The 25,752-nt window shown below is 69.5% G+C and carries 19 protein-coding genes and 1 pseudogene; 6 read left to right on the top strand and 14 right to left on the bottom strand.

Going from position 1 to position 25,752, the window contains the following annotated elements; translation table 11 throughout:
- Positions 1-2: 2 nt before the first annotated feature.
- Positions 3-1,871: a glutamine--fructose-6-phosphate transaminase (isomerizing) gene (gene glmS / locus EJK91_RS11140; RefSeq protein WP_024443796.1), complete on the bottom strand. Its 1,869-nt coding sequence runs from the start codon at positions 1,869-1,871 to the stop codon at positions 3-5.
- A 119-nt stretch (positions 1,872-1,990) separates the two neighbouring features.
- Between glmS and EJK91_RS11135 the strand changes: the two genes are divergently transcribed.
- On the top strand, positions 1,991-2,830 hold the full coding sequence (locus tag EJK91_RS11135; protein ID WP_125078959.1) for a dienelactone hydrolase family protein: 840 nt from the start codon (positions 1,991-1,993) through the stop codon (positions 2,828-2,830).
- Between the two features lie 128 nt (positions 2,831-2,958).
- Here the strand turns inward: EJK91_RS11135 and EJK91_RS21770 are convergent, their stop codons facing one another.
- Together EJK91_RS21770 and gjpA are read right to left on the bottom strand one after the other, a co-directional pair.
- Positions 2,959-6,336 carry a PGRS repeat-containing protein gene (locus tag EJK91_RS21770; protein WP_164517937.1) on the bottom strand — a complete coding sequence of 1,126 codons (3,378 nt, stop codon included), beginning with the start codon at positions 6,334-6,336 and terminating at the stop codon, positions 2,959-2,961.
- A gap of 83 nt (positions 6,337-6,419) precedes the next feature.
- Positions 6,420-7,607: an outer membrane porin GjpA gene (gene gjpA, locus EJK91_RS11115; protein WP_125078956.1), complete on the bottom strand. Its 1,188-nt coding sequence runs from the start codon at positions 7,605-7,607 to the stop codon at positions 6,420-6,422.
- A 472-nt stretch (positions 7,608-8,079) separates the two neighbouring features.
- On the opposite strand from gjpA, the gene EJK91_RS11110 reads away from it, so the two are divergent.
- The gene (locus EJK91_RS11110) at positions 8,080-9,123 is read left to right on the top strand and encodes an LLM class F420-dependent oxidoreductase (protein WP_024443792.1); all 1,044 of its coding nucleotides are present in this window, start codon (positions 8,080-8,082) and stop codon (positions 9,121-9,123) included.
- Between the two features lie 68 nt (positions 9,124-9,191).
- Positions 9,192-11,015 (top strand): fatty acyl-AMP ligase, encoded by a 1,824-nt coding sequence (locus EJK91_RS11105; RefSeq protein WP_125078955.1) that lies wholly within the window; start codon positions 9,192-9,194, stop codon positions 11,013-11,015.
- A 22-nt stretch (positions 11,016-11,037) separates the two neighbouring features.
- On the opposite strand, the gene EJK91_RS11100 is transcribed toward EJK91_RS11105, so the two are convergent.
- The 9 genes from EJK91_RS11100 to EJK91_RS11060 all read right to left on the bottom strand — a co-directional run bounded on the left by EJK91_RS11100 (position 11,038) and on the right by EJK91_RS11060 (position 16,801).
- On the bottom strand, positions 11,038-11,463 hold the full coding sequence (locus EJK91_RS11100; RefSeq protein WP_125078954.1) for a TA system VapC family ribonuclease toxin: 426 nt from the start codon (positions 11,461-11,463) through the stop codon (positions 11,038-11,040).
- A gap of 6 nt (positions 11,464-11,469) precedes the next feature.
- Complete coding sequence (locus EJK91_RS11095; RefSeq protein ID WP_125078953.1) at positions 11,470-11,706, bottom strand: CopG family transcriptional regulator; 237 nt, start codon at positions 11,704-11,706, stop codon at positions 11,470-11,472.
- Between the two features lie 58 nt (positions 11,707-11,764).
- Entirely contained in the window at positions 11,765-13,090 is a 1,326-nt protein-coding gene (locus tag EJK91_RS11090) for a hypothetical protein (RefSeq protein WP_125078952.1), read from the bottom strand.
- Between the two features lies 1 nt (position 13,091).
- Positions 13,092-13,394 carry a type VII secretion target gene (locus EJK91_RS11085; protein ID WP_024443787.1) on the bottom strand — a complete coding sequence of 101 codons (303 nt, stop codon included), beginning with the start codon at positions 13,392-13,394 and terminating at the stop codon, positions 13,092-13,094.
- Between the two features lie 65 nt (positions 13,395-13,459).
- Positions 13,460-14,791 carry a phosphoglucosamine mutase gene (glmM, locus tag EJK91_RS11080; protein ID WP_046301787.1) on the bottom strand — a complete coding sequence of 444 codons (1,332 nt, stop codon included), beginning with the start codon at positions 14,789-14,791 and terminating at the stop codon, positions 13,460-13,462.
- Positions 14,792-14,936: 145 nt separating this feature from the next.
- Positions 14,937-15,452: a 30S ribosomal protein S9 gene (rpsI, locus tag EJK91_RS11075; protein ID WP_024443785.1), complete on the bottom strand. Its 516-nt coding sequence runs from the start codon at positions 15,450-15,452 to the stop codon at positions 14,937-14,939.
- Positions 15,449-15,892 carry a 50S ribosomal protein L13 gene (gene rplM, locus EJK91_RS11070; RefSeq protein ID WP_024443784.1) on the bottom strand — a complete coding sequence of 148 codons (444 nt, stop codon included), beginning with the start codon at positions 15,890-15,892 and terminating at the stop codon, positions 15,449-15,451. The genes rpsI and rplM overlap by 4 nt, the downstream gene beginning before the upstream one ends.
- 273 nt (positions 15,893-16,165) lie before the next feature.
- The gene (locus EJK91_RS11065) at positions 16,166-16,462 is read right to left on the bottom strand and encodes a WXG100 family type VII secretion target (RefSeq protein WP_024443783.1); all 297 of its coding nucleotides are present in this window, start codon (positions 16,460-16,462) and stop codon (positions 16,166-16,168) included.
- A 12-nt stretch (positions 16,463-16,474) separates the two neighbouring features.
- Entirely contained in the window at positions 16,475-16,801 is a 327-nt protein-coding gene (locus EJK91_RS11060) for a WXG100 family type VII secretion target (RefSeq protein ID WP_024443782.1), read from the bottom strand.
- 219 nt (positions 16,802-17,020) lie between these two features.
- Here EJK91_RS11060 and EJK91_RS11055 point away from each other — a divergent pair, with 219 nt between their 5' ends.
- Positions 17,021-18,463, top strand: a complete 1,443-nt coding sequence (locus EJK91_RS11055; RefSeq protein ID WP_046301786.1) for a PE-PPE domain-containing protein — start codon at positions 17,021-17,023, stop codon at positions 18,461-18,463.
- Positions 18,464-18,596: 133 nt separating this feature from the next.
- Here EJK91_RS11055 and EJK91_RS11050 read toward each other — a convergent pair whose 3' ends face one another.
- Positions 18,597-19,766, bottom strand: coding sequence for a type VII secretion-associated protein (locus EJK91_RS11050; protein WP_125078951.1), 1,170 nt, complete (start codon positions 19,764-19,766; stop codon positions 18,597-18,599).
- Complete coding sequence (gene eccCb / locus EJK91_RS11045; protein WP_125078950.1) at positions 19,763-23,353, bottom strand: type VII secretion protein EccCb; 3,591 nt, start codon at positions 23,351-23,353, stop codon at positions 19,763-19,765. Before eccCb ends, EJK91_RS11050 begins: the two co-directional genes overlap by 4 nt.
- A gap of 114 nt (positions 23,354-23,467) precedes the next feature.
- Between eccCb and EJK91_RS11040 the strand changes: the two genes are divergently transcribed.
- Positions 23,468-24,631, top strand: coding sequence for an EsaB/YukD family protein (locus EJK91_RS11040; RefSeq protein WP_164517936.1), 1,164 nt, complete (start codon positions 23,468-23,470; stop codon positions 24,629-24,631).
- A gap of 3 nt (positions 24,632-24,634) precedes the next feature.
- Positions 24,635-25,708, top strand: a pseudogene (mycP, locus tag EJK91_RS11035) (type VII secretion-associated serine protease mycosin); the annotation flags it as partial.
- Between the last annotated feature and the right edge of the window lie 44 nt (positions 25,709-25,752).

The raw sequence follows: 25,752 nt of genomic DNA, 5'->3' as shown, positions 1-25,752 counted from the left end.
TGCTACTCGACGGTGACCGACTTGGCCAGGTTGCGCGGCTTGTCCACGTCGTAGCCGCGCGCCTGCGCCACCCCGGCGGCAAACACCTGCAGCGGGATGGTCGACAACAACGGCTGGTACAACGTTGACACCGCAGGGATTTCGATCAGGTGGTCGGCGTAGGGGCGCACCGTATCGTCGCCCTCCTCGGCAATCACGATGGTGACGGCACCGCGGGCCTGGATCTCGCGAATATTGGACAGCAGCTTGGAATGCAGCATCGCCGCGTTCTTGGGCGAGGGCATCACGACGATCACCGGAAGGTCGTCCTCGATCAGTGCGATCGGGCCGTGCTTGAGTTCACCGGCGGCAAACCCCTCGGCATGCATATAGGCCAGCTCTTTGAGCTTGAGCGCGCCTTCCAGCGCCACCGGGTAACCGACGTGGCGGCCGAGAAAGAGCACCGCACTGGACGACGCGAACTGCCGCGCCAACTCGGCGACCGAATCGATGCCACTCAGCACGTGCGACACCAGGTCGGGCATCGCCTCCAGTTGCCGGTACTCGTGCTCGACCTCGTCGGGGTATTTGGTGCCCCGGGCCTGCGCCAGCGCCAGACCGACCAGGTAGTTCGCGGTGATCTGCGCCAGGAACGTCTTCGTGGAGGCGACGCCGATCTCCGGCCCGGCCCGGGTGTAGAGCACCGCGTCGCACTCCCGGGGAATCTGCGAGCCGTTGGTGTTGCAGACCGCGAGTACCTTGGCCTTCTGCTCCTTGGCGTGCCGGACAGCCTCGAGGGTGTCGGCAGTCTCGCCGGACTGGCTGATCGCCACCACCAGCGTGCTGCGATCCAGCACCGGGTCCCGGTAGCGGAACTCACTGGCCAGCTCGACTTCCACCGGCAACCGCGTCCAGTGCTCGATCGCGTACTTGGCCAACAGACCGGAGTGGTAGGCGGTGCCGCAGGCCACGACGAACACCTTGTCGATCTCACGTAACTCTTGGTCGCTCAAGCGCTGCTCGTCGAGAACGATTCGGCCGTCCTCGAAGTGCCCCAGCAGAGTCTCGGCCACCGCGGTGGGCTGCTCGGCGATCTCTTTGAGCATGAAGTACTCATAGCCGCCCTTCTCGGCGGCCGACAGGTCCCAGTCGATGTGAAATCGGCGAGCGGCGGCAGTGTCGTCGTTGCCGTGGAAGTCAGAGATGCGGTAGCCATCGGCGGTGATGACCACCGCCTGATCCTGGCCCAGTTCGACGGCTTCGCGGGTGTACGGGATGAACGCCGCCACATCGGAGCCCAGGAACATCTCGCCGTCACCGATACCGACCACCAGCGGGGTGGATCGACGCGCCGCCACGATGGTGCCGGGTTCATCAGCGTGGGCGAACACCACGGTGAAGTGGCCCTCCAGTCGGCGCAGCACCGCCAGCGCCGAGGCCACGAAGTCCCCGGCGGTGTCGCCCTCGCGGTACTGGCGGGCCAGCAGGTGAACGGTCACCTCGCTGTCGGTCTCGCTGGTGAACTCCACCCCGGCGCGTTCCAGTTCGTCGCGCAGCATCGCGAAATTCTCGATGATGCCGTTGTGCACCACGGCGAACTTGCCGGCCGCGTCGCAGTGCGGGTGGGCGTTGTGGTCGGTGGGGCGGCCGTGGGTGGCCCAGCGGGTGTGGCCCAGCCCGGTGCCCCCGACCAGCAGGGCGGGATCGGTCGCGGCCAGTTCGGCTTCCAGGTTGGCCAGCCGGCCGGCGCGACGCCGGACGGTCAGCTGCCCGATCCCGTCGACGACGGCGATTCCCGCGGAGTCATAGCCGCGGTATTCCATGCGGCGCAGGGCCTCGACGACGACGTCGCGAGCAGGGCGTTGCCCGACGTAGCCGACGATTCCACACATAGCTGTTCAGGGTAGTGCACCGGCAGGCAGCCCCCATGAATCGCGCAGGTCAGCGGGATACCCGTCGCGCGCCAAGCAAGGTGCTCCTGGCCGAATCCCCCGTGCGTTACGGTCATCAGATGGCCAGCATCAAGCGCCTTTACACCGCGTTGACCCGACCCGGACCGCATCGCGTCCTGCGCGGCGATCTGGCCTATGCCGGCCTGGCCGGGGTGGTGTACACCCCACAGTCCGGGTACCGGCTTCCCGCGGTGGCATTCGGCCACGACTGGCTGACCGGAACCGACCGCTACGCCGGACTGCTGGAACACTTCGCCTCGTGGGGCATCGTGGCGGCGGCTCCCGACACCGGACGGGGGTTGGCGCCCTCGGTACTGGATCTGGCTGCTGATTTGGGCCGCGCCCTGGAGATCGCCACCGAGGTCCGGCTGGGGCCGGGTCGGATCAGTGTCGACCGCGATCGGCTCGCGGTGGCCGGACACGGGTTCGGCGGTTCGGCCGCGATCTTCGCGGCAGCCACACTGTCAGTGAAACCCACAGCGGTGGCAGCGATTTTCCCGACCGCGACCACCCCGCCCGCCGAGCAGGCGGCGTTGGGGCTGGACGTGCCGGGCGTGGTCTTCAGCAGTCCCGACGCCCCGAAGGCACTGCGGTCCAACGCGATCGAGCTGGCCCATGCCTGGCAGCATTGCACCCTGCGGGTGATCGACAAGGTGTCGCCGGCCGGTTTGCCGCAGGGCCGCCGGCTGACCGGGTTCTTCGGATTGCCGACCTCGGATCGGCGCACCCAGCGGCGGGTGCGGGCCCTGGTGACCGGAGACCTGCTGGCACAACTGGTGGGCGACAAGACGTTCCGCGACTTCGCGAACCCCCGGGTGGCCCTCCCCCGTACTGCAGCGCTCGATGCGCTGCCGGAACCGGCCAGCCCGGAAGAGAAGATCGCCGCACTGTTCAAGTAGTTCTGCATACGGCAGCGGCCGTCGAGTCCTTTCAGACCCGAGCGGCAATACGGAATCAAACGTGGCGAAACGACAACGGTCGCCGAGCCCAGGTGGACTCGGCGACCGTGGTCGCGTTGCGCTGTCGGCTACGCGCCGGGCGCGCCGTCAGTGCCCGGGGTGCCGGGGGCGCCGTTGCCGGCACCGCCGGTTCCGGTGCCGCCGGTTCCGGCCGCCCCACCGGCCCCGCCGGGACCAGCCGGGCTGCCGCCCTTGCCACCGTTCGCGCCGTCGCCGCCATCGCCGCCGGTGTTGCCAGCGCCCTGGGCGGTACCGCCCTTGCCGCCCGCCCCGCCGGCACCGCCGGACCCGCCTGCCCGGTCAGCACCGTCCGAGCCCGCCGCGCCACTGGTGCTGGCACCGCCGGCTCCGCCGGTGCCGCCGGTGCCGCCGGTGCCACCGACCGCGCCGTTGCCGCCGTCGAATCCGTCGCCGGTGGCGTTGGTTCCGCCGTTGCCGCCAGCTCCACCGGCGCCACCTGCACCGGCAAGGCCGCCGTCCCCGCCGGACCCGCCGCTACCAGCGACGGAGGTGCCACCGGCACCGCCCTTGCCGCCGTTGCCTCCATCACCGGCCGCGCTGCCGTTGCCACCGGCCGCGTTCGAGTGGTTAGCGCCCGCCGCGCCGGCACCGCCGACCCCGCCGTTACCGCCGGCACCGCCGGCACCGCCGTCGCCATCGCCGCCGACAGTTCCAGCGGGTCCGCTGGTGCTGGTACCGGCCGCGCCGCCGACGCCGGCCTTACCGCCGACCCCGCCGTTGCCGCCGTTACCGCCGTCTTGGCCCTGACTGCCGGCGCCTCCGTTACCGCCGGCCCCGCCGGCCCCACCGGTGCCACCGACTCCGCCGCTGCCGGCGGCGCCGGTGCCCGAGGTACCACCGGCCCCGCCGTTGCCGGCGCTGCCGCCGTTACCGCCGTTGGTGCCGTTGCCGCCGGCCGCGCCGTCAGTGCCCGCCGTTCCGGCCCCGCCGTTACCGCCGGCGCCACCTTCGCCGCCACTGCCATCGAGTCCGACGGTCCCTGCGGCACCAGCGGTTCCGCTGGTGCTGGCGCCGCCCGCGCCGGCCGCGCCACCGGCGCCGCCCGCGCCGCCCTTGCCGCCATTACCGCCGGCCAAGCCGTTGCCACTGGCGTCGGTACCGCCGTTACCGCCGGCGCCACCGGTGCCACCGCTGCCACCGACTCCGCCGTTGCCGCCCTGGCCGCCGTCACCGGTGGTCGCGGAACCGCCGGCGCCGCCCTTGCCACCCGCGTTGCCGGCCGCGCCGTCACCGCCGTTACCACCGGCCTTGCCGGCAAGTGCGGTACCGGCCGCTCCGGCCGCTCCGGCCGTGCCGGCACCGCCGTTACCACCGTTACCGCCGTTGGCCGTGCCGGTAGCGGCGCCGCCGTTACCGCCCTGGCCGCCACCGGCACCACCGTCACCGCCGTTACCGGCATGAGCGTCACCGGGTGCGATGCCGAGGGGGTTCCCGATCGCCGCCACCGCGCTGCCGCTGCTGGCGCCGCCATTACCGCCGGCGCCAGCCGTACCGCCGGGCTGACCGGCAGCGCCGCCGGCACCGCCGTTGCCGCCGATGACCGTGCCGCTGCCGCCGGCACCGCCGGCAGCGCCGTTACCGCCATTCGTCGTGCCGCCGGTGAGGCCGGCTCCGCCGGCACCGCCGGCACCGCCCGCACCGCCATTGCCGCCCACGCTGACGCCGGTGGTCGCGCCGGCGCCGCCCGCACCGCCGGCACCGCCGTTACCACCGTTAAAGCCCAGGAGGCCGGACCCGCCGGCGCCTAAGCCACCAGAGCCGCCGTTGCCGCCCCTGCTGTACACACCGGTCCCGTCGTTCCAGCCGGTGGCGCTACCGCCGGCGCCACCGATGCCGCCGTTGCCGCCGCCGTACTGCCCGCCACCACCGTTACCGCCGTTACCACCGGCGAAGGTCCCGGCACCACCGGCACCACCGGCACCGCCGTTGCCGCCGGGACCCTTGGAGCCGAATCCGCCGCCACCGCCTTGACCGCCCGCTCCACCGGTGGTCTTCACGGTGGCGTCGTTGGTGGCGCCAGCACCACCGGCTCCACCGGCGCCACCGTTACCTGCTGCCCCGGTGCCGTTGCCGCTACCGCCGAAGCCGCCCTGACCGCCGGCCCCGCCGACGCCCGCAGCTAGTGCGGAACCGGTCGCGGCACCACCGGCACCGCCGTTACCACCGGCGCCCCCGGTGCCAGTACCGAAGCCGCCGCCGCCACTGCCGCCACTACCGCCGAGGCCGCCGTTGATGCCGGCACCGCCCGCACCCCCGCTGCCGCCGTCCGCGCCGATGCCGAACTTGGCCCCGTAGCCCAGGCCGCCGCCTTGGCCGCCGGAACCGCCCATGCCGCCGTTGCCGAGGAAGGCACCGGTGCCGTCCTTGGCCGCGTCGCCGCCGGCGCCACCGGCACCGCCGGCTGAGCTGGCGCCGAGCTGGCCGGCCCCACCGAGGGGGCCGTTGAACTTCTCACCGCCGACACCGCCGGCGGCGCCGCTACCGGCCCAGCCGCCGTTACCACCGTTGAGGTGAGTGGCGTCACCGGCAGCCCCCACGCCGCCGTTGCCGGCGGTGCCGGCCGCGCCGCCGTTGCCGCCGGCGCCGAGGGTGTAGCCACTGCGGCCACCGTCACCGCCAACGCCGGCGCTACCACCGGTGCCGCCGTTGCCGCTGCCGCCGTTGGCGAATGTGCCGGCCGCGCCATTAGCACCGTCACCGCCGGCACCGCCGTTACCGCCCGTGCCGAAGAACCAGGCCACCGCGGCACCGCCGTCACCACCGGCACCGCCGCTGAAGCCGGCAGTGATGGCGTCGCCGCCGGCCCCACCGTCACCACCAAGGCCCATGAACCAGCCACCGGCGCCACCGTCGCCGCCCGCCGCGCCGGCGCCGCCGGCCCCACCGTCACCGCCGTTGCCGATCCAGCCGAGGGCGCTGCCGCCGTTACCGCCGGCAACACCGGCCGCGTCGCTGCTCCAGCCAGCGCCACCGTCGCCGAACCACAAGCCACCGTCACCGCCATCGGGATTGAGAGCTGTTCCGTCGGCACCATCACCGATCAGGTACAACCCGGAGAAGTCGTTGATGGCACCGTTGACCAACTCGCCCAACGGGTTATTGATCCAGAACTCCATCACCATGTGGAGCGGGTTGTAGAACAAGTTGGTGAACAGGTCCGTGCCGAAGTCCGCCGCGGGCATGGGCTCGAAGTTGAAGCTGAAGTCCGCCGGCGAGGCATCCGACTGCGGGAACATGTCGGAGAGCCAATCGAAGTTGAACAGATCATCGAGGTCGGCCTGCGCCGGGGGCGCCGAAGCCAACGGCGCCATGCCGAAAGCCAGGAACGCGGCGACGGCGCTGCTGGCGCCGGCCACCCGGTTGCGGCGCCGCGAGCGCACCTCCGGCTGAGTGCCACGCTGACTGCTGCTGTGACGACGATTCATTTTCGAACACCTCTCCTGTGAACAGTCCTGTTGAGCGGTTGTGACTTGTCAGTTGGGTCGTGCGACATGCTGGCTGTGTCGGCCTAAGCGCCTAGGCCGGCCAGGGCGTCCATCAGGTACGTCCAATCGAACGTGTCCCCCACGCTGGAGCCGGCGCCGCCGTCATCGAAGAGGTCGGAGGGGATGATGGGGAAGGAGAATCCGGCCAGCGGCGGCTCCACGGGTGGTTGGCCAGGGTTCTTGCCGTCCCAGTTCCAGGCAGCCCCGCCCATCAAGCCGACCATCGCCTGCTGCCAGCCCATCATGGCGCCGATCGGGCCGACCCCATGGCTGTCAACGGTGAGCGTGAGCGGTACCCCCAGAAAACCCGACGCGTCGATAGCGAGGCCGACACTGTTGAAGATCGAACCGCCGACCGCGGGCACGGAGTCGACGATGTTTCCGGAAGAGTCGTAGTACGTGTAGTCAGCGTTGGCCACCGAGCCGGGGGTAAGCAGGCCACCGAACGCGAAATCCAGATGCGAGATGGTGCCCGGGGGGACCGCATCCCCGAGCAGCGGTATCACGAAGCCGAGATCGAGAGTGGCGCCGTTGAAGAAGGCGCCGGCCATATTGGCCAGGGTCTCGTTCAGGCCGTCGCCGTCGTTGATGCTATTGAGCAGCGCGATCCAGGGGCTTATCCCCGGCCCAAGCATGCCCATGATCATGCCGCTCATCGGTGACGAGATGAAGTTGATGATCGCGTTTATCGGTTCGACGTCGGTACCGGGGGGCAAGAAGGCCGGCAACAGTTGAGGCAGAAGCCCGAAGAGCAGCGAGTGGCCGAGGGTGAAGGTGGATAGGTCGGCACCACCACTGAGGGTATGCAGAATCGTGGTAGCTGCGATCGGGTCATCCGCGGCGACATTGAGCAGGGTGTAGCCATTCATCACCCCACGCAGATGTTCCTGCATCTCATTGACCACGTCGGGGATCTTCGACGGGTCGTTGAGGATCTCCTGGAAGAACGCGTACTGGTTGGCGATGAACTGCTGGAACACCACATTCGGAGCGACGTTGAAGTTGTTGGCAAGCACCGTGGCGTTCTGGGCCGCGATGTTGTACTGGTCGATCCACGGCGCCCAAAGATCGCCAAGTGCACTGAGCTGAACATCTCGGATCGTGGGGACACTCGCCAGCGGGGTTGCCGCCGGGGTGGCTGCGATCAGGCCGGAGCCCACGATCGCAATGCCGGCGGTGACGTAGGGGCGAAGAGTTTGCTGCACAGCCATCTCCTTTTGTGAGGTGCCGCCCTCGGCAGGCGCCCCTTGCGAAGCCGTGACGCTGCCGTGTTGTTCCTGAATTCACGCTTACTTACTGATGTGTCACGGAACACTATCCGTGAGGAACTTAAGACACAAGCATCTCCGTCAAGTATTTTTCGTGTGTTTTCAAAGCTCACAGGCGTTAACTTTGTATATCTCGTGGTCCGGCATATTTTTCACCTGAGAGTGGACAGTCGTTCTTTTCGGGATACGTCTGCCGTCCACAAGAGGACCGGCTTATGTGATAAAAGCGACCCCGCGAACGACACGGTCGTGGGGGCCCGCCAGTGACCCGGCGGCCGTGAGGTGTCGTACTCGGGCGCCCACCAGCCGCCGAGCGGTCGGTGGCCGGGGTCCTGCGCCGCGGTTGTAGTCGGTGCGGCCGGCACCACCCCACTGTGCCGATACCGCGTTTTGACTGCCGTGGTATGTCTGATAAGTGCGGATCGGTGTACAGCTGGCCTACGCGGGCGGCTTCAAGGAAGCGGTGGAGCGGGTCATCGAGCTGGAGCAAGCCGGGATCGACGTGATCGCCGTCGCGGAGGCCTACTCGTTCGACGCCATCAGCCAGCTGGGCTACCTGGCGGCCAAGACTTCACGAGTCGAACTCCTCACCGGGGTCCTGCCGATCTACACCCGAACGCCCACCTTGTTGGCAATGACAGCCGCCGGCTTGGACTACGTATCCGACGGCCGGTTCGCCCTGGGCCTGGGCACCTCGGGGCCGCAGGTGGTGGAGGGCTTCCACGGCGTACCGTTCGACGCCCCACTGGGACGTACCCGCGAGGTGGTGGAGATCTGCCGGACGGTGTGGCGCCGCGAACGACTCAGCTACGACGGAGAGCACTACCAGCTACCCCTTCCGGCGGACCGCGGAACCGGGCTGGGCAAGTCATTGAAGTTGATCAATCACCCGGTGCGGGCGCGGATTCCGATCTCGATCGCTGCGCTGGGGCCCAAGAACGTCGCACTGACCGCCGAGATCGCCGACGGTTGGCAGCCGGTGTTCTTCTACCCGGAACGGTCCGGCGAAGTGTGGGGCGAGTCCTTGAAAGCCGGCGCCGCAAAACGTGATCCGGCGCTGGGTCCGCTGGATGTCATCGTGGGGGCGTCGCTGGCCATCGGCGACGACGTCGAGGACCGGCTGGCTTGGGTGAAACCGCAACTGGCCTTGTACATCGGCGGAATGGGCGCCAAAGGCCGCAATTTCTACCACAACCTGGCCACCCGGTACGGCTTTGGGGCCGCCGCCGATCGCATCCAGGAGCTGTATCTGTCCGGACGCAAGGCCGAGGCGATCGCCGCCGTGCCCGACGAGCTGGTGCGCCACACCTCGCTGGTCGGGCCGCGCGGCCTGGTGGCCGAACGACTCGCCGCCTACGCCGAGGCCGGCGTGACCACGCTGCTGGTGGGCCCGCTGGCCACCGGGCCCGACGAAGCGCTGCGCTACGTCGAGGAGCTCCGCGCCCTACTGCCGTCCTGAGCCAGCGCACCGCAGGCCGACGATGGGCCGGATGTGGCCCAGGACACTCCGCAGACCAAGATGGGCCTATGGACTTCACGCCGACCGTGACAACGCCCATCGCCCAAACCCTGTTTGAGCTGCTGCAACGCCAAGCAGACCGGTTCGGTGACAAGGTCGCGTTCAGCTTCTCCTACAACGGCGACGACGAAGGCCGCAGCGAGCTGACGTTTCGTGAGCTGGACCGCCGCGCACGCGCGATCGCGGCGAACCTGCAACGCTACGACGTCGCCGGCGAGCGGGTCCTGGTGCTGGTGCGGCCGGGCCTGGACTTCATCGCCGGGTTTTTCGGCTGCCTCTACGCCGGCGCCGTGGCGGTGCCGGTCCATCAGAAACTGGCGCCGCGCCTGCAGGTCGTCGTCCCCGACGCGGCCGCGAAGTTCGCGCTCACCGCCAGCGAGAAGAGCGAGGAAACCCGAGCCGCGGTCGCCGGGATTCCAGGGGAACCCGAGCAGTGGTTCTTCACCGATGCAGGCGCCAACCCTGACACCTGGGTGACGCCGGACCTCAACATCGACTCGCCAGCTGCCATCCAGTACACCTCCGGATCGACTCGCTCCCCCAAGGGCGTGCTGCTGAGCCACGGCAACATCCTGCACAACTGCGATGCCATCCGCCAGTCGTGGAACGGCGACGAGAACGCCAGGGGCGTGTTCTGGCTGCCACCGCACCACGACCTGGGCCTGATCGGCGGCATCCTGTCCATGATCTACGTCGGGGCCAGCACGGCGCTGATGTCACCGACCGCGTTCATCAAGCGCCCGATGCGCTGGCTGGAACTGGTGTCCGCCCATCGGGGCGTGATCACCGCCGCGCCGAACTTCGCCTACGACCGGTGCGTGGAGACGAGCACTCCCGAAGAGCGTGCCGCGCTGGACCTTTCCTGCATGACAGTCGCCATGAACGGAGCCGAGTCGGTGCGCGCCACCTCACTGGCGGCGTTCGCCGACGCCTTCGCGCCGGCGGGTTTCCAGCTCTCGTCGTGCTATCCGGTGTACGGATTGGCCGAGGCCACCCTGTGTGTGGCGTCCGGATCGCCCGCCGGAGTACCCGGGGTGCGCTACCTCGATCGGGTCGCGCTGGAACAGGACCGCATCGTCGACGTGGCACCGGAGGACCTCGCCGCCGCGACGTTCGTGGGCTGCGGTCAGCCCCGGCAGACCGACATCGCCATCGTCGATCCAGTGACCCGCCGCCTCTGCGGACCCGACGAGATCGGTGAGATCTGGGTCGCCGGACCCAATGTGGCGCAGGGCTACTGGAATAGGCCGGAGGAAACGGCGGCGACGTTCGGAGCCAGGCTGGCCGAACCGGCCGACCAGGCCCGCGGACCGTTCTTGCGCACCGGAGATCTCGGTTTCCTGTGTGCCGGTGAGATTTTCACGACCGGACGCTGCAAGGATCTGATCACCATCGACGGTCACAACTACTACCCCAACGACATCGAATTCACCGTGCAGCAGTGCAGTCCGGTGCTGGTCTCGGGCCGCGGAGCGGCCTTCGCCACCGACGCGCCGCCCAACGGGGTCGGACAGTTGGTCATCATCCACGAGGTGGACAGTGCGCAGGCCGCTGAGGCCGACCTCGATGCGATCATCGAGGCGATTCGACTGGCGGTCGCAACCCATCACGGGATCGCGGCCGACGCCGTGGTCTTGGTGCACCACGTATCGCTGCCGACCACCTCGAGCGGCAAGATCCAGCGCGGCCAGTCCAAGCAGAACTTCGTCGAGGGCAGGCTGGCAGTCCTCGCCGAGTGGCGTACGCCGACCCGCGAACTGTCTCTGGAAGAACTGGAGGCGGCAGCCAGGATCGTCTCGACGCTGCAGTCCTGGGGAACCGCGCAGGGCTGAACGACGCGCCGGGTGCTTGGCCTTACGCCAGCGGGTTGATCCAGCGCAAACCGGGGAATCGCTGAAAATCGGTGTCGGCGGAGGCCAGTTCGACGCCGTGCTCGATGGCGAGGGCGGCAAGCTGCGCGTCCGGTACCAGGTTGCCGGTGACTTCGATCTGAGCGCAGATCGTGGCGTATGCCTGTGCGGTGGTTTCGGTCGCGGGCGGGATCCACACCACCGGGACCGCTAACCAGTCCGCGATGTAAGCCCACGCTTGAGGCCCGGTCAAGGGGTTGGCAGTCACCCTGGGATGAGTGACGATACGCAGAAACGCGCCGATGGTCTGCCATGGCAGGCCGACCCGGTTGGCGCCGTTCAGCGTTTCTTCCAGCCACGCCGCGGCCACGGGATTGTGTTTGCTATCGGCGTCGACCGCGTACATCAGGAGGTTCGCGTCTAGGAGCATCGCGGCTCACCGGTCATCATCGAGCAGGTCCAGCACCTGCGCCACGTTGGTGACATCGACCTTCAGGCCGATCGGCGCGGAGCGATGACGATACCGAGACCCGGGGGCGCTGGCCGATGCGGCGATACCGCGGCGGGCGAGCAGGTTCAGCGCCTCGCTGATCCCCAGCCCCTGCCGCCGAAGCCGCTCGATCTCGGCAGCGACGTCGCTGTCGATGACCACGGTTGTCCTCACGTTCAGCATCGTACTCCGATGCGCATCATGATGCGTTCTTAACCGCATCATGATGTGAGTGCTCGGATCACTCCCCTACCTGCGGCAACTCTTCGGCGGCGGTCTCACAGGGGGTCTTCGGCGCGACATCAGCGGCCGGCCCGGGGGGGTCGTCCGCCTCGCCGGGCTGGTCGGCGTCTTCGGTGTCCGCGGTTTCCTCGGCTCCCGGCCGCGGACCGATGTCTTCCGACAGTTCGGCCGGCTCGGGTTCCTCAGCCGCACCGGCGGTCTGGCCTGCCGGTTCGGAGTCGCCGGCGTCCTCGGAATCGGTGGGGCCCGCGGGGTCTTCGGGTTCAGGGTCGCCCCGGGCGTGTTCATCGAACGGCTCGTCGAGCGCCTGGTCGGCGCCGGGATCGCCGAGCGCATCGATAAGCCGCGGGATCAGCCCGCCCAGGCCCGCGAGGCCGCCGAGCCCACCACCCGCGCCGCCCGGTAGTCCCGTCGACGGCAACCCCAGGTCGCCGGGCAGGCCGGGCACTCCAAGCGAGCCAAGATCACCCGGCAGGGCATCGAGCGGTCCGGCGGGCGCCGGGTCGCCCACTGCCGGCCCCGGCGGGCCCGGCGCCACCGCGGCAGGCTGCGCCGGCGGAACCTCCGCAAGACCCGGCATCGGCGCAACCGAAAACGGCACAACGGGCTCCGCCGCGGCGGGCTGACCCACCGGTCCCAGGTCCCCCGGCAGCGCGAACACCACGCCCGGCCCAGGCTCGGCCGCCGCGACCGCGGCGCCGTAGGCCGCATCAATGCCGTCCCGCGCCGACCGGACCGCGGCCACCCACTCGACGCGGACATCGTTGTCCACGTACGGCAGCACCTGCTTGTCGACCACCTCGGTGGCACGTTCGTCCTCGGAGCCGGAGGCCACCGCGTGGGCTGCCGCCAGCCAAGACGACCGGTACGCGCCCGCCCGCTCATCGACGGCCAACACCGCGGCGACCTTAGCGTCGACCAACCGCCACAGCTCATCCCGCAGCGAGCCACAGGCGCCGGCCACGGCGCGCAGCCGGGCCGTCAGCTGCGCCGCGGCGTCACAGTGCTGGCGCAGGAACTCCGCGGCCACGTCGGCGCCCGGACCGCGCCAAGCACCGTCCAACTCGACCAGTTGCTGTCGTTGCGCGCGCAGTGCCTCGTCGGCAGCGTCAGCCAGTGCGTACATACCGACACAGTCGGCATCGAGCGCTCGCAGGTCCAGGCCGGCTTCGCTGTCGTAGTGGTCGGCGAGCTGTCCTTCGTAGCCGGTGAGCTCCGGATGCCGATATCCCCGTCGCTGGCAGGCCGCCACGTAGGTCTGCAGGTGCGTGACCGCCTCACGCCCCTCGGCCAGCCGGCCGGACACATCGTGTCGCTGGGCCACGTCAGCCGACCCGTTCGGCCGCAGAGGTATCGGCCTGTCCATAGCGCACCAGGCCGACTCGCAGTGCCGTGGCGATCTCGGCGTTGGCCCGCGACCAGCGCATCAGCTCGGGCAACCACGCCTGTAGACCACGGCGTAACGCCTCACCCGGGCCGATATGGTCGCGTCCGGCAACACCGCCGTCGAATATCAACCCGCCCAACCGGATGCCGGAAGCCGTATCAATGGCCGACGCGGTCGCATCGAAATGGTCCGCCACCGACCGCAGCGCGGCGGCGTCGAGGTAGAGCTGTTGTCGTCCCATACGGGTATGACGGCGACAGCGTTGGACGGGTTCCCTGGTTCCCCGAGATTCGCTGAACCGCGGGTTCAGTTCCGAGTGCGTACCGCGTCGGCGACATCTGCCGCGATCCGGCGCGCCGTCTCCTCATCGGAGGCTTCCACCATCACGCGGACGAGCTGCTCGGTTCCCGACGGTCGCAACAGGATTCGTCCAGTGGCACCGAGTTCGTCGGTGGCACGCTGCACCGCGTCACGCACGGCGGGGCGGCCCACCGCTTCGGCCTTGTCAGTGACCTCGACATTGATCAGCACCTGCGGCAACGTGCGCATCGCCGAGGCCAGGGCGGCCAGCGGAGTCCGGGTCTGCGCCATTCGTGCCATCAGACGCAGGCCGGTGATGATGCCGTCACCGGTAGTGGCCACCTGGGGAAGCACGATGTGACCGGACTGCTCACCGCCGAGCGTGAATCCTCCGGCCCGCAACTGCTCGAGAACGTAGCGGTCGCCGACGTCGGTGGTGTGCACGGTGACCCCGGCCTCGCGCATGGCCAGGTGCAACCCGAGATTGCTCATCACGGTCGCCACCAGGGTGTCGTCGACCAGTTCTCCGGCGTCACGCATGGCCAGTGCCAGCACGACCATGATGGCGTCACCGTCGATCACATTGCCGGCGGCATCGACGGCCAGGCAGCGGTCGGCGTCACCGTCGTGCGCCAGGCCCAGGTCGGCGCCGTGGTGCAGCACCGCGGCGCGCACCGGTTCCAGATGCGTCGAGCCGCACCCCTCGTTGATGTTGAGCCCGTCGGGATCGGAGTTGATCGTGATCACGGTGGCCCCGGCGGCCCGGTAAGCCCGCGGCGCCGCGTCCGATGCCGCGCCGTGCGCGCAGTCCACCACCACGGTCAGGCCGTCCAGCCGAGTGGGATGGGTTTCGGTCAGGTGCCGCAGGTAGCAGTCCAGCGCATCCTTGGCGTCCACCACCCGGCCCAGCTCGGCGCCGATCGGGCGCAAGCCCGGTCCGGCGGCCACCAGGTCTTCGATCTGGTCCTCGGTCGCGTCGTCGAGTTTGTGTCCACCCGGGCCGAAGAATTTGATGCCGTTGTCCGGCATCGGGTTGTGCGAGGCGGAGATCATCACCCCGAAGTCGGCTTCATACGCGCTGGTCAGATAGGCCACTGCCGGGGTCGGCAGCACACCGGCGCGCAGTGCGTCGACGCCCTGGCTGGTCAGCCCGGCGATGACCGCGGCCTCCAGCATCTCTCCGCTGGCCCGCGGGTCACGGCCGACGACGGCCACCCGGCGACCGGTACCGGTGGCGAGCCGCTGGGCCGCCGCGCCGCCCAGTGCGACCGCCAGCTCGGCGGTCAGCTCGCGGTTGGCAACCCCGCGGACGCCGTCGGTGCCGAAAAGTCGACCCATAACTATCCTTTATCGCCGCGAGCGCGCGTGTCTCCGGCCCGACACGCCGGTATCGGACCGAAAACACGCACCCTCAAACGCAAGCCGGGGGCACCTTCCGCGTGCGGAAGGCACCCCCAACTCGCTGCCAGAATGCAATCGCAGATCAGCGCTTGCTGTACTGCGGAGCCTTGCGGGCCTTCTTGAGACCGTACTTCTTGCGCTCGGTGGCCCGCGGGTCACGAGTCAGGAAGCCGGCCTTCTTCAGAGCCGGACGGTCTTCGGGCTGCACCAGGATCAGCGCGCGGGCCAGCGCCAGCCGCAGCGCACCGGCCTGGCCGGAGGGGCCGCCGCCGTCGAGGTGGGCGTAGACGTCGAAGCTGTCCACCCGGTCCACGGTGACCAGCGGAGCCTTGATCAGCTGCTGGTGCACCTTGTTCGGGAAGTAGGCCTCCAGGGTGCGTCCGTCCAGGTTGAACTTGCCGGTGCCGGGCACCAGGCGCACACGCACCACTGCCTCCTTGCGGCGGCCGACGGTCTGGATGGGACGGCCCAGGTCGTGCGGCTGGTAAGCCGGCGCGGCCTCTTCGTGCACCTCTACGGTCTCGTCAACCGCGCTGGCCTCAGAGGCCTCGGCGGCCTCGTCGATGGCCTCGGTACCCTCAAATGCGGTCTCGGTCATTGCGCCACCTGCTTGATTTCGAACGGGATCGGCTGCTGAGCGGTGTGCGGATGCACCGGGCCGGCGTAGACGTGCAGCTTTCGCTGAATCTGACGCCCCAGCTTGTTGTGCGGGATCATCCCGAGGATCGCCTTCTCCACGACGCGGTCGGGACGGGTCTCCATCAGCTCACCGATGCTGCGCTTGCGCAGCCCGCCCGGGTAGCCCGAGTGGCGGTAAGCCATCTTCTTCTGCAATTTGTCGCCGCTGATGGCGACCTTGTCGGCGTTGATGATGATGACGAAGTCACCGCCATCAACGTTCGGTGCGAATGTCGGCTTGTGCTTGCCGCGCAGCAGGGTTGCTGCCGCAACGGCGAGCCGGCCGAGCACCACGTCGGTGGCGTCGATGACGTACCACGAACGTGTGGTGTCACCCGCCTTCGGCGCATAGGTGGGCACAGCGCTTACCTCTTCTTTTACTCGAGCCGGGCGTTCCCGGTTCTAGCGGATCCCGGAGCGAGCCGGGTGCCGGTCCGGCGTGAACGCGGGGTGATTTCTCGGCGACCGACATTGACCCGAGAACCCGCTGTGCCACTAGGCACCGCACGCCAACGGTGCAGCTTACCGGCGGCGATCCGCGGGGGTCAAAACGGTGACCGCCGGCGTGGGAGCCGGTGTGGCCCCGTCGGCTCTCCATCCTCCGGGGCCACACCGTGTTAGGGGCGGCCTCTCCTACCTCCCCCAAGCTCCCGCGGCGCGACAGTCGGCGTCGGCAACGTCGGCGGCGCCGTCGCGGACGGCGCCGCCAAGGTCGAACAGGATCTGGTTCAGCGCGCTGACCGCGTGCTGCCATCGCAGCTGTTCAGCGTGGTAGGCACCGGCCGCCTCCCGCGTCCACACCTGCTGCAGGGGGGCGATCTGCGACCGCAGCTCCTCCAGGGCCCCGTTGAGCCGGGCGGCCGTGGAGTGGATCTCCTGGCGGACGGCATATTCGATCTCGTCGAAGTTGTACGACAATGCGGCATCCATCTGGGTCTCCGCTCAGATTCCGTCGCCGGCGGCAGCGATGTGGTGGGAGTGGGCCTGGGCGACCTCGCGCAGCGCCCGCTCGTTGTGGCGGATGGTCTCGGCAATGCGCGCCAGCGCGTGGTGCAGCTTCAGGGATTCGGCGTTCCAGCGGTCCACGACGTCCTGGAACCGGGCGGCCGCCAGGCCCGACCACACCGACGGCGGCACCGCCCGCATTCGACCGACAAACGCCTGCAGCATCCCGCGGATCTCCTCGTTGCGGGCGTCGGTGGCCGCCGCGACGGCGCGCATGACGTCGAAGTCGGCGCTGAGTGTGCTGGTGGCTGCGGGTGTGCTCACATCGTCTCCTGCCGTCGGCGGCCGCGATCGAGTCGCGCTGATATGTAGTTCGACGGCGTTCGGCTGGCTTCGGTTCCCTCGACCGTGGGCGTCCACCCGGCGTCGATTCTGCGCATTCCGCTTCTAGAGCCACCGCCTGGATGACATAAATGCGGAACGCGGACCGTAAGCCTTGAGCTGACTGCGGCGTGGGCCCGTCGTCTGCATCGAGGAGGGGAAATGCAACGCACTCTGGGCGTCTGTCTCACCGCTGGACTGGTCATCACCGGCGCCGGTGCGCTGGTCGTTCCGCCGGTGCAACCAGCGGCAACATCGGCGCCGGTGCTCTTAGCCGGCACTGGATCCTCGCTCGGGGACGGCACCGCCCTGATCATGGGCGCCAGCTTCGTCGCAACCCCCAGCCAGGGCTGGCTCAACGCGTTCGACAGGTTGTACCTGCAACCACATGGCTTCACCGGCGACCTTCTGCCGGTGACCACACCGCAGTCGCTGTATCCGTTCACCGGGCCGTTCAGCATGACGTTCGACAATTCGACAGCCCGGGGCATGCAGATCATCGAAGAGGCGATCCAGCGGCAGATCGCGACCGGTGGAGTCAGCGCCGACAACCCCGTCGTGGTGAGCGGCTACTCGCAGAGCGCCTCCATCGACTCGCTGCTGATGGCGCGACTGGAGCAGGAGGGCATTGATCCCGCGAATGTGCACTTCGTGCTGCTGGGCAACCCGAACAACCCCAACGGCGGGTTGCTGGAACGGTTCGCCGTCCCGTTCGGCGATAACCCCGACGCCGTACACCTGGGGCTGACGTTTTCCGGCGCCGCCCCATCGGATGTGTCGCCGACCTCGGTCTACACCTATGAGTACGACGGCTTCGCCGACTTCCCGAAATACCCGATCAATCTGCTGGCCGACCTCAACGCGTATCTGGGCATCCTCTTCAACCATGTCGCGTATCTGGGGTTGACGCCGGAGCAGATCAGCAACGCCGTGCCGCTGCCGACCTTGGATCCCGACAGCCTGACCAGCTACTACATGATCGAGTCGCCGAGCCTGCCGCTGCTGGCCCCGCTTCGGCTGCTGCCGGTGTTCGGCAATCCGCTGGCCGACCTGCTGCAGCCGGCGCTGTCTGTGTTGGTGAACCTGGGCTACGGCAGCATCGACAACGGCTGGTCGCCCGGCTACGCCGATGTGGCCACCCCGATGGGTTTCCTGCCCGACCAAAGCATCCTCGACCAGGTGCCCGAGGCGCTGTGGAACGGTGTGCTGCAGGGATTCACCGACGCCTACCAGGACCTGATCGATCCCGCGAACTACCAGCTGATCTCACCGAAAACGATGTCCGACGTGCTGGGGCCACTGCTGAACTCGGCGACCGCGGCGTTCAACCTCGACGGGTCGTGGGAGGACATCACGAGTTATCTGTCGACCTTCCTCGCCGGCGCCGCGAACTGGTACGCCGAAGGCCTCCAGGAGCTGTCGCTGACCCACACCGGTCTGCCGCCCATCGACATGGGCAGCACCCTGTTCTTCACCCTGCCCCAGGTCGCCTGGAACCTGTTCGAAACCCAGCTGGCTGCCGGCGACCCGCTGGCCGCCATCGGCGAACCACTGGCGGCGCTGATCGGCCTGGCACCGCTCATGCTGGTGGGGGCGGTGATTTAGGCCCAACGACGCTGAGGAGCTGGCCTGCGTGCATTGTCCACCGGCCGGCCTGTGGTCCGAATGGCCGGACTCACGGCAGCTCTCCCAGCCAGTGGCGCAAATCCCCCCGTTTGACGTTTGGCGGCATCGACCCTCAGCTGACGGCGTGGGCAGAGCGCACCGCCTGCTCACACACCGCGCGCAGGGTGGCCTCGCCACCCGGTCCGCTCTGGCATCCGATGCCGATGCGCACGGCGCGGTCGACCACGATCGCCCAGTCGACGTGGTGGCCGTCGCGCACCTCTCGATAGGTCACCGCAGGCCGACCCGCGCTGGTGCCGGCGGGGTTGAAACCGGTGAACACCCCGGGCGTCTCGGCGTCAGCGCGTCGCAGTGCTCGCTGCAACGGTTCGGCGACGGCGGTCAGGGTATCGCCGGCGGCGGGCGCCTGGGTGACGTGCAGCACCAGCTGCGGGTCGCCGGGCGACGCCACCTCCACCCGGGCCGAACCTGGCCCATCCGTCACCCGTCGCGTCACCCAATCAGACGGAACCTGCACCGCCACATGACTTTCCACGAGATAGGTCACGGGATTCTCGATGTCCGGGCGCGCCGCGTGACCTGCCAGCAGGGCCAGCGCCACCACACCGCCGACCAGGGCGGCTGGGCCCAGCCACAACCGGCGACCGGAAGGGGCCGGTTCGGCGACCGGCGGATCGACGGCGCGGCGGATCGGCGGCAGCCGATCGACCACCGTCACCCGCACCTCGGGCCGCAGCCGCTGCTCGATCAGCGCCGAGAGCAACCCCGCCCCGCCAATCCCGGCCGGTGCGTCGATCACGACCACTGCGGGGTGACCCCGAACCGCCGCACGTATCCGGTGTGCCACCGCGTCGGCGACCTCGTCGGGGGAACCGATGCGCGGCTCGGCAACGACATCAGCGCCTTCGGCTCCGGTGACGGCCACCAGGACCGCGGCGATCTCCACCACGACCGCGGCGCGGAATGCACACGCCAGTAGCGTTGCACGCGAACGGGTCACGACCTCGCCGGTCAGCTCTCGCGCCGCCGCCGTGAGCAGTTGCACCCTTCGAACCGGCCACCAGGATGGGTGGATGAGCTCGACCGACTCGCCAGGCAGCGGGCAGACCAGTACGTCGCGTAGCAGCTCCGCCATCGACACCGGTTGCCCGCCGACCAGTCCGACCGGGTCATCGATCCACTCCAGCGCCGCTACAGCGTCGACTGATTCCACTCCGCCGCAACATAATCGGCGAATCGATACGGGACCTGCCTCGATCACCGCACGATGACATGCGCTCATGGCTCCCAAGCCACCTGGATAAGCCGCTCGCCGTCAGACCGGGTGACCAGGGTGCCGCGCCCGGGCGGCAGGGGCACCGGGCGGACCGGACCCCACGGGGCGTCCGCGGCACTGCCGGCCAAACCGTTCATCGTCAGCGTCATCGCGCCCAGATCGGTCAGCGCGGTCAGCAACGGCTCGTACATCGACCGGGCCGCTCCCCCGCTGCGACAGGCCACGATCAGGTGCAGTCCGAGATCCCCTGCGTGCGGCAGGTATTCCAGCAGTGGTGCCAGCGGATTGCCGGTGCCGGCGGCAACCAGGTCGTGGTCATCGACCACCACGTACAAGTGCGGGCCAGACCACCACGACCCGGCGCGCAGTTGCTGCGGTCTGAGGTCGGCACCGGGCATCCGCCTCGCCAGCCGGTCGATCAGCTCCGGCAGCAGTGTTGTCAGCGCCGGCCGCGACATCGCATAACCGGCCAAGTGCCCGGCCGGCACGACGTCCAGCAGGCCGCGCCGGTAGTCGACCACCAGCAGCTGAGCCTGGCCGACGGCGTGGCATCGGACCAGCTCCCGGCACAACGTTCGCAGCGCGGAGGTCTTGCCGCACTCGCTGCCGCCCACGACGAGCAGGTGCGGTTGGCGACCGAAATCAATCGGAACAGCCTCGAGTCCGCGTTCGTCCACGCCCAGAACCGGCAGGCCAGCAGGGGTCGCCGCCAGCTCGGCCCGGTCGACGACGGCCGGCAGCAGCCGGATCGGCGGCGCGACGGCACCGTCCGGGTGCCGCATCGGTTCCCAGCCTTGCGGGCGGGCCAGCAGCATGTGCATGCCGTCGTGGGTCAGGCCGCGTCCGGGCCGGCCCTGCGGCACCCGCTGGGCCTGGCGGCGGTCCAGTTCGGACTCGGCCGGATCCCCCAGCCTCAGCTCGATACGGGTGCCGATCAGGTCCCGCAAGGCGGGCCGCACCTCGGCCCACCGCGACGCACCCAATATCACGTGCACGCCAAAGGACAGCCCGCGGGCGGCCAGCGCGACAATCCTGGCCTCCACCTCGATTTCGCGGCACAGCGCGGACCATCCGTCGATCACCATAAACACGTCCGCGGCCGGGCGTTCGTCTTGCGCGATGCGGTCGGCTCGCTGGGCTTCGCGCCGCGCCACGATCGCCTCCATCTCGGCAACCACCCGCCGGACCAGGTCCGGTTGCCCAATGCCGGCGACGGCACCGACGTGCGGCAGGGTTCGGAGCGCCGATAGCGTCCCACCACCGAAGTCCAAGCAGTAGAACGCGACCCGGGTCGCATCGTGGGTGGCGCACAGCGCCGCGATCAGGGTATGCAGCGCGGTCGACTTGCCCGACTGCGGGGCACCCACGACAGCGACATGTCCGCCGCCGCCGTCCAACCGAAGCGACAAGGTAGTCCGACGCTGCTCAAAGGGCCGATCCACGATGCCGATCGGGACCGTCAGATCAGCGTAGCCTGCGTCGAGGAGTGCTCCCAGAGCTGGGGAATCTCCCAGCGGCGCCAGCCATATCGGTCGCGCCGCCGGGCCGTACCCGGACAATCGCTGCAGCATTGCCTGCAGCAGGGTGCGCCCGCCCGCTTCGGCCGCTTCCCTTACCGGGCCCAGTGGCGCGGCGGTGAACGGGCGGACCGCGATCGGATCAGTCCGGGCAGCAGGGCACATCCCGGAGACGTAGGCCGTCTGGAATCGCCGCACCGTGCCGTCTGCGGTGCGCAAGAGCCCCACTCCGGGAATGTTGGGCAGTTCGTATGCCTCGCCGTTGCCCAGCACTATCCGGGATTCGGCCGCCGACATCGTCTTGAGACACACCCGATAGGACAGATGCGATTCCAGACCCCGAAGCCTGCCCTCTTCGAGCCGCTGGCTGGCCAGCAACAGGTGCATTCCCAGCGACCGGCCCAGCCGGCCGATGGCGACAAAGGTGTCGAGCAGGTCGGGCTGCTGGTGCAATAGCTCGGCGAACTCGTCGACGATCACCAGCAGTGCAGGCAGGGACGGCAGCTGCGGCTGCGCCGTTCGCACCTGCCGATATGCGGCGATACTGGGCGCCCCGGCGGCGCGCAGTTGTTGCTGGCGCCGCTGCATCTCGCCGGCCAGCGCGTCGCGCATCCGCTCCACCAGCGGCGCCTCGTCGGCAAGGTTCGTGATGACCGCACTGACATGGTTGACCTGCTCGAAACCGAGAAAGGTTGCGCCGCCTTTGTAGTCGACCAGCACCAGGTTGAGTTCCTCGGGTGAATGCCGCGCCGCCATGCCCAACACCAGGGTGCGCAGGAACTCCGATTTGCCCGAACCTGTGGCTCCGACACAGAGCCCGTGCGGTCCACTACCGTGCTCGGCGGCCTCCTTGATGTCCAGCCGTACCGGGTCTCCGCTCGGGTCCGTGCCGATCGGGACGCACAATGACTGCGCTGATGCGCGTGCCCATTCCGACGGTGCATCGAAGCGGTCGATGTCGCCGATGCCGAGCAGATGAGCCCACCCTTGAGCGTCCCCGGCGCCGACGGGCCCGTGCGCCGCCAGGCGCCGTGCACACACCACCGCGTCGGCGAGGGTCAGAAAGTCCGGCCGGCCAAGGCGGTCATCGGCGTCACGCAGCTCCGTCGCGGTCACGTGCAGGCGGCGCGCCTCACCTCGGGCGCCTGTCTCCGCCACCCGAAGGCCGCTGGCGTCGTCGCTGACCACGATGGCCCGGCGGCCGGACAGGCTGGTTTCGGCGGCGGCCAGGCCGGGATAGTTCAGGCGCAATGGCCCGCCGGCATCGGTGGCCGACGGATGCTGATGGTGCGGCAGCCATTTCAGCCAATCCCAGTCGCCGCAACGCCGACCGTCCACGGCCGCGATCAGCAGTGCATCGGGCCCGTGCAGCACGGCGAGCTGACAGATCAGTGCGCGCAGCAGACCGCGAGCCCGTTCACTGTCGCCATCCAGCAGCAGGGGCGAAGGTCCCAGCACCGTCACCGCGACAGGTACGTCTGGCACCGCAGCGTAGGTGTCCAGGAAACGGCGCAGCGCTGCGTCGGTGACCGGATCGACCCCGCGCACCGGATCGCGCGAGGGTGCCACCACTCGACTGGCCGGGACAGCCGGGCCGATCCCGACTCGCACCGAGCCGAAGTCGGGGTCGCCGAGCTGGCGCTCCCACATTCGGGCCCCGCCGGCCAACGTCCAGAGTGCGTCCGGCTCTGGGTGCGACCACAGCGCCCAAGCCCGCTGGGCCGCAGCATTGTCTGCCAAAGACTTCCGTAAGTCCGCGAGATAGGCCAGGTAGTTCTCGCGGTCCTCGTCGATGTCGTTGCCACGTCCGTGGCTTCGCCCGGCGACAACGGCGGTCACCGCGGAGGTGAGCATCATCAGTGGGAACAGTGCGAACAGCGGGCTACGTGCGGCCGGGGAGCCCGAGCGGTAGGCGACGGCGGTCACGACGAGCATGCCCACCGCCATAGCGGCGGGCAGCAACCGGGCCAGAATCATCCGCGGCTCGGAGTCCGGCACCGATGGCGGTGCAGCGACCGCAATTTCATCCCGCGATGGCGACGCGGGTGGGAGCGCGGTCGGCGCTGGACCGGTCATCGGCACACCGTAGGCACCGCCGATTTCACCGGCAAGTCGGCTGTGGATAGTCGCAATCCTCTCCGCAGCCGGATCAGTAGCGTGCGAGCAACGAAGCCGAAAGGAGAACGTGCCGTGTCAGATCCGGATTCCGGCCTGCGTCGGGTAGCGGTACACGCCGCTAACGCGCACGCCGATCTGACGCTCCCGTCCAGGGTGCCGGTGGCGGTTCTGATCGCGGCTGTCCTCGAGCTGATGCCGTGCCTAGCCAGCCCGGACTCGCTGCGGCCCTATCGGCTCTTCGAGCCGGGACGAGCCGCACTAAACGGCACGAAAACCCTTTCTCAGCAAGGTATCCGCGATGGCGCCACCCTGGTGTTGAGCCACGCTGAATGTCCGGCCCCACAAGTGTCGTTCGACGATCCCGCCGAAGAGGTGGCGGCCGCGGTGCGCAACATCGAGCGCCCATGGAGTCCTGCGGCTTGCCGGCTCAGCGCTGCGCTCGCCGCGTCCGGGCTGGCCGGGGTGGCCGGCTTCGTGGCGACTCCGGGCGGCCCCGGCGCCCCAAACGCGCTGTTGGCGGTCGCGGCCACCGGCGCGGTCGCCCTGATGGCCGTCCCACCGAGTGGCTGCAACGGGTTGGTGCGCACCACATTGTGCTGCCTGGCCGGATTGGCGGTACTGGGTGCCGTCGCGGGAATGACCGTCGCGGTGACAGGAATTGCGCTGCCGCGGGCGGGAGCCGCGGCGGTTGTCGCCGGAGTCGGCATGCTCCGAGTCGCCGGCCGAGCGGCGGCCGCGGCCACCGGGTTGTTCCGCCGGGGACAAGCCGTGCCGGCGCAGGTAGCCGAGACGCACCACCTGGTGACCGGATTGGTTGCGGCGACTGCGGCGTCGGCGACTCTGGGCGCTGCCGCGGTGGTCGCCGGATCACCGGGTGCCGGGGCGCCCCGCATGGTCGGCGCAGTGTTCGCGGCGACGGCCGGCATGGCGCTGGCACTGCGCGCCCGCTCGCACACCGACGGCGTGCAGGTCGCGGCGCTGATCGCCGGCGGTACCGCCACACTGGCGGTCGGCCTGCTCGCCGCGGCAAGCAGCACAACGGCGCAATGGCCGGCGGCGCTGGCCGTGATGCTTGTCGCGACGGCGCTCGGACTGGGCTTCACGGCTCCGACCGCGTCCCCGCTGATCCGGCGGGTCGCCGAGGTGATGGAGGGCCTGGCTCTCGGATCCTTGGCGCCGCTGGCGTGTTGGGTGTGCGGGTTCTACAGCCTGGCCCGCGGATTGAGTATCGGCTGAGCCGTGCCGCGTACCCGGATCGCTCGGCTACTGGCGGCCGCCACGATCGCGGTGACGGCGGCCGCGCCACCGGCCAGCGCGGTTACACCGCCGCCGGTCGACCGCACCCTGGTTCCTGCCCCGGCGCCGGCCACGCCGGAGCGGCCAACGGTGCAACGTGAGGTGTGCGCGGTGGGCACGCTGGGGCCAGGTGCGGCCCCGACCCAGCTCGCCGGGCTGGACCTGGCGGCGGCCTGGGCGCTCACTCGCGGTGCCGGTCAGCGGGTCGCGGTGATCGACACCGGTGTTGCCCCGCACCGGCGGCTACCCGGACTGATCGGCGGCGGTGACTACGTCTCCACCGGCGACGGCACCCGGGATTGCGATGGACACGGCACCCTGGTCGCCGGAATCATCGCGGCCGCAGCGGATCCGGTGACCGACGGGTTCAGCGGCGTGGCACCGCTGGCCACCGTGATCGGCATCCGCGCGTCCAGCACCCGGTTCGCGGCACTCGGCGACGCCGCAGGTATCGGCGACGTCGACATCCTGGCCAAGGCGGTACGTACCGCGGCCGACCTGGGTGCGTCGGTGATCAACATCTCCACGGTGGCCTGCCGGCCCGCCCGTACCGGACTCGACGACCGCGCGCTGGGCGCTGCCCTGGCGTACGCGGTCGAGATCAAGAACAGCGTCGTCGTCGCAGCAGCCGGCAACACCGACCAGGGTTGCGGGGCCCAGGAACCCATGATCGTCACGCCGGCCTGGTACGACAACTACGTGCTGACCGTGGGCTCGGTGAACTCGCGCGGCGTCGCCTCGGCGTTCACCCTGCCCGGTCCGTGGGTGGATGTGGCAGCGCCCGGCGAAGCGGTGCTCTCGTTGAGTACCGTCGGCGATGCGCTGGCCGATACCCTCGACGACTCGCCGTTGAGCGGCACCAGTTTCGCCGCTCCGGTGGTCAGCGGGCTGGCGGCGCTGATCCGCTCGAGGTTTCCGCAGTGGACACCGCACCAGGTGATGGACCGGATCAGGGCCACCGCCCATCACCCACCGGGCGGGCGTGATGATCTCGTCGGTGCCGGTGTGGTGGACGCCACCGGGCGGGCGTGATGATCTCGTCGGTGCCGGTGTGGTGGACG

It is taken from the genome of Mycobacterium sp. P7213 (assembly GCF_900604305.1).
In the GTDB taxonomy this organism is placed as follows: domain Bacteria; phylum Actinomycetota; class Actinomycetes; order Mycobacteriales; family Mycobacteriaceae; genus Mycobacterium.
The sequence above is the reverse complement of the archived record's forward strand: the minus strand, read 5'-3'. Positions and strand labels throughout refer to the sequence as shown.